Genomic DNA, 4,194 nt, shown 5'->3' with positions numbered 1-4,194 from the left:
CCCCCGGGCCATGCACTCGACAAGGGGAGGTAGTCATGCCAACTCCGAAGGCCGGTAACCCCGTTGCGGGGCTACGAAAACGGTAATGGGGGGGGGCGGGCGCGCCGCGGCGCGTGGCCGCCCCCGCCGCGGGTTGGTTGGGGGGGGGCCTGGGCCGGCACGGGGCTGCGCCGCCGCCGACCGCCGGGCCTGCGCCCACCGCCCATCTCCCACCCACCCACCCGCCCCCTCCGGGGCCGTCGGCCCCACGGGGTGCCGTCGGGCGACCTGCCACCGCCCACGGCTGCCCACCCCGCCTTGGGCGATCCGCCGCGGTCGGCCGCACCCGCCTTGGGCAATCTGCCGCCTTGGGCGGCAGGGTGGGCAAGGCGGCGCCCGGTGCCGCGCAATGGTCACGTGAGGCGCCGACCCCGGCACGGGTCGGAAAGCCCCCGTGCCGCGCAACGGTCACATGAGGCCGAGAACACCCACTCCCACCCCCACCGACCACCCCCCGGCACACCCGACCCCACGGACACGGGAAACTGTCACCATGAGCACGCCCCCCACCCCCCGCACCGTCCTCCTCCGCAGAGGCGAGATCCACAGCCCCGCCGACCCGTTCGCCACCGCGATGGTCGTGGAGGCGGGCCACGTCGCCTGGGTCGGCTCGGAGGGCGCCGCGGACGCGTTCACGGACGGCGTGGACGAGGTGATCGACCTCGACGGCGCCCTGGTGACCCCGGCGTTCACCGACGCCCACGTCCACACCACGTCGACCGGCCTCGCCCTGACCGGCCTCGACCTCACGGCCGCCCGCACCCGCACCGAGGCCCTGACCCTCGTACGGGAACACGCGGCCGCGAACCCCACCGACCGCGTCCTCCTCGGCCACGGCTGGGACGCCGCCCGCTGGCCCGACCGCGCCCCGCTCACCCGCGCCGAACTCGACGAGGCCACGGCCGGCCGCCCCGTCTACCTCTCCCGCATCGACGTGCACTCGGCCGCCGTCAGCACCGCCCTCCTCGACCTGGTGCCCGGCATCACGGACCGCCCTGGTTTCGACCCCGAGGGCCCCCTCACCCGCGACGCCCACCACGCCGTCCGCGCCGCCGCCCTCGCCGCCGTGGGCCCCCAGCAACGTAACGAGGCCCAGCGCGCCGCTCTCCAGCACGCCGCCTCGCTCGGCATCGGCTCGGTGCACGAGTGCGCGGGCCCCGACATCTCCTCCGAGGACGACTTCACCGGCCTGCTCGACCTCGCCCGCTCGGAGCCCGGCCCGCGCGTCGCCGGCTACTGGGCGGACCGCGACATCCAACGCGCCCGCGCACTCGGCGCGCTGGGCGCCGCGGGCGACCTGTTCGTCGACGGCGCCCTCGGCTCCCACACGGCGTGCCTGCACGAGCCCTACGCGGACAGTGCCGCCGCGCCGCACACCGGCACCGCCTACATGTCGGCCGAGGACATCGCCGCCCATGTGGCCGCCTGCACGGAGTCGGGCCTCCAGGCGGGCTTCCACGCCATCGGGGACGCCGCCGTCACCGCCGTGGTCGACGGTGTGCGCGCCGCCGCGGAAAAGGTCGGCCTCGCGCGCGTACGCGCGGCCAGGCACCGCGTGGAGCACGCCGAGATGCTCACCCCCGAAACCGTCGCCGCCTTCGCCGAGTTCGGCCTCACCGCCTCCGTACAGCCCGCCTTCGACGCCCTGTGGGGCGGCGAGGACGGCATGTACGCCGACCGTCTCGGCGTCGAGCGGGCACGCACCCTCAACCCGTACGCGGCCCTCCTGAAGGCCGGCGTCCCGCTCGCCTTCGGCTCCGACAGCCCGGTCACCCCGCTCGACCCGTGGGGCACGATCCGCGCCGCCGCGTTCCACCGGACGCCCGAACACCGCGTCTCCGTACGGGCCGCGTTCACCGCCCACACGCGCGGGGGCTGGCGTGCCGTCGGCCGCGACGACGCGGGAATCCTCGTACCGGGCGCCCCCGCCGACTACGCCGTCTGGCGCACGGACGAGCTGGTCGTGCAGGCGCCGGACGACCGTGTCGCCCGCTGGTCGACCGATCCGCGCTCCGGCACGCCCGGCCTGCCGGACCTCTCTCCGGGCGCCCAACTCCCGGTCTGCCTGCGGACGGTGGTGTTCGGTCAGACGGTCTTCGTACGGCCGGACGAGTGATAACCGGGGCGCCACGACTTCGATCTTGGCGCCGAACGGTCCCGTGCGACCTGCGAATCCTCCGCGCTGACCAGCGCAGTTCGCGCAGAGCCGCAGGTCGAACGCCTGTTGACAAGGCGCGGCGGTCGACGGGTAGGTTCGGCCGGGTCCACCACCTCCAGGTACGACCGGGGAAGTCCAGGCAGTCGTAGAACGCAGCTGGGTCAGGGGGTGGTGCGCCGCACCGGCGTACCACCACTGGGAGCCAGGCCCAGCGCCCGCGCCACGGGGCGCTGGAACGTTCCGGCCGGTCGGCCAGGTGCGACCCGGGTGGGGCCCGGGCGTTCAGTAGACAACGGCTTTAGGTCGACCCGCAGCCAGCGGGCCCCAGGTCGGCCCGAAGGACGCCCGGCCCCGATCCGCAGTTTTCGTCGATCACGTCGATCCGCAGTGACCGGTTTCGTTTCCGGCCCGCGCCGACTCGTTCGGCTCATCCAGCTCACCCAGGGCGCCTTATCGGCGTGAACTGGGGTGCTCGCTATGGTGGTCCCCCTGTGGACGGAAGTTTTAAGGGGAAGCTGTGAGCGACGGCGGTGGGCGGAAGTTCGGCCCTCTGGGCACGACCTTGGTGATCATCCCGACCTACAACGAGGCGGAGAACATCAAGCCCGTCGTCGGCCGTGTCCGGAAGTCCGTGCCTGCCGCGCACGTCCTGATCGCTGACGACAACAGCCCCGACGGCACCGGCAAACTCGCCGACGAGCTGGCCGCCGAGGACGAGCAGGTGCACGTCCTGCACCGCACCGGCAAGGAGGGCCTGGGCGCCGCCTATCTGGCGGGCTTCGCCTGGGGCATGGAGCACGGCTACGGCGTCCTGGTCGAGATGGACGCCGACGGCTCCCACCAGCCGGAGGAGCTGCCCCGCCTGCTGACCGCGCTGAAGGGCGCCGACCTGGTCCTGGGCTCTCGCTGGGTGCCGGGCGGGCGCATCGTCAACTGGCCCAAGTCCCGCCAGTTCATCTCCCGCGGCGGCTCCACGTACTCGCGCCTCCTCCTGGACGTCCCCCTCCGCGACGTCACCGGGGGCTACCGCGCCTTCCGCCGGGAGACCCTGGAGGGCCTCGGCCTCGACGAGGTCGCCTCGCAGGGCTACTGCTTCCAGGTCGACCTGGCGCGGCGGGCGGTGCGCGAGGGCTATCACGTCGTCGAGGTCCCCATCACCTTCGTCGAGCGCGAGCGGGGGGACTCCAAGATGAGCAAGGACATCGTCGTGGAGGCGCTGTGGCGGGTCACCACGTGGGGTGTGGGGGCGCGGGTGGACAAGGTCCTGGGGCGCAAACCCGGCGATCGCTGAGAGCGATCCTGATCCCCCGCTTACGCCAATCGGACCCGGCCCCAGGCAGACTGGGGGCATGACCACTGGCACTCCGCCTCGTAATCCGTCCACCGGAGCCCGGCGCTCCCCGCTCCGCAGGTATCTGCCGCTCGCCGTAGCGGCCTGGATGGTCCTGGAGATCTGGCTGCTCACGGTGGTGGCGGGCGCGATCGGCGGCTTCACGCTCGGCATCCTGCTGGTGGCCGGCATCGTGGCCGGTTCCGTGGTGATGAAGTCCGCGGGGCGCCGCGCCTTCAAGAACCTCACCGAGACGCTGCAGCGCCAGCAGAGCGGCTCTCCAGAGGCCTCCAAGCCCCCTGAGCAGCGCTCGCAGGGCAATGGGCTGCTGATGCTCGCCGGGCTGCTCCTGATGATCCCTGGGCTGATCTCGGACGCTCTGGGCCTGCTGTTGCTCGTTCCCCCGCTGCGCACGGCGCTGAGCCGGTACACGGAGCGCAAGGTCGAGCGGAAGATGGGCGCGGCGGCGGGCCAGGGGCCGTTCGGTGACGCGTTCCAGCAGGCCCGGATGCGGCAGTCCGGCGGGACCGTGATCCAGGGCGAGGTCATCAGGGACGACGAGCGTCCGGGCCCGCGCGGCGACGACGCGGACCCGCGTCCGCCGCTCACGCCCTGACAAGCCACGTACGGCAAACGGCCGGGGCCGGACACACGGTGTGTGTCCGGC

General features: G+C 73.5%; 3 protein-coding genes. All 3 read left to right on the top strand.

Features of this window, described 5'->3' with window-relative positions; translation table 11 throughout:
- Positions 1-532: 532 nt before the first annotated feature.
- The 3 genes from ACFV9W_RS39035 to fxsA all read left to right on the top strand — a co-directional run bounded on the left by ACFV9W_RS39035 (position 533) and on the right by fxsA (position 4,143).
- Complete coding sequence (locus tag ACFV9W_RS39035; RefSeq protein WP_385770868.1) at positions 533-2,155, top strand: amidohydrolase; 1,623 nt, start codon at positions 533-535, stop codon at positions 2,153-2,155.
- Between the two features lie 559 nt (positions 2,156-2,714).
- Positions 2,715-3,488, top strand: coding sequence for a polyprenol monophosphomannose synthase (locus tag ACFV9W_RS39030; RefSeq protein WP_385770866.1), 774 nt, complete (start codon positions 2,715-2,717; stop codon positions 3,486-3,488).
- Between the two features lie 58 nt (positions 3,489-3,546).
- Positions 3,547-4,143 carry an FxsA family membrane protein gene (gene fxsA, locus ACFV9W_RS39025; RefSeq protein ID WP_385770864.1) on the top strand — a complete coding sequence of 199 codons (597 nt, stop codon included), beginning with the start codon at positions 3,547-3,549 and terminating at the stop codon, positions 4,141-4,143.
- Positions 4,144-4,194 lie beyond the last annotated feature (51 nt).

The sequence above is a fragment of the Streptomyces sp. NPDC059897 genome (assembly GCF_042730865.1).
GTDB lineage: Bacteria > Actinomycetota > Actinomycetes > Streptomycetales > Streptomycetaceae > Streptomyces.
This window is presented reverse-complemented; position numbering and strand designations above follow the sequence as displayed.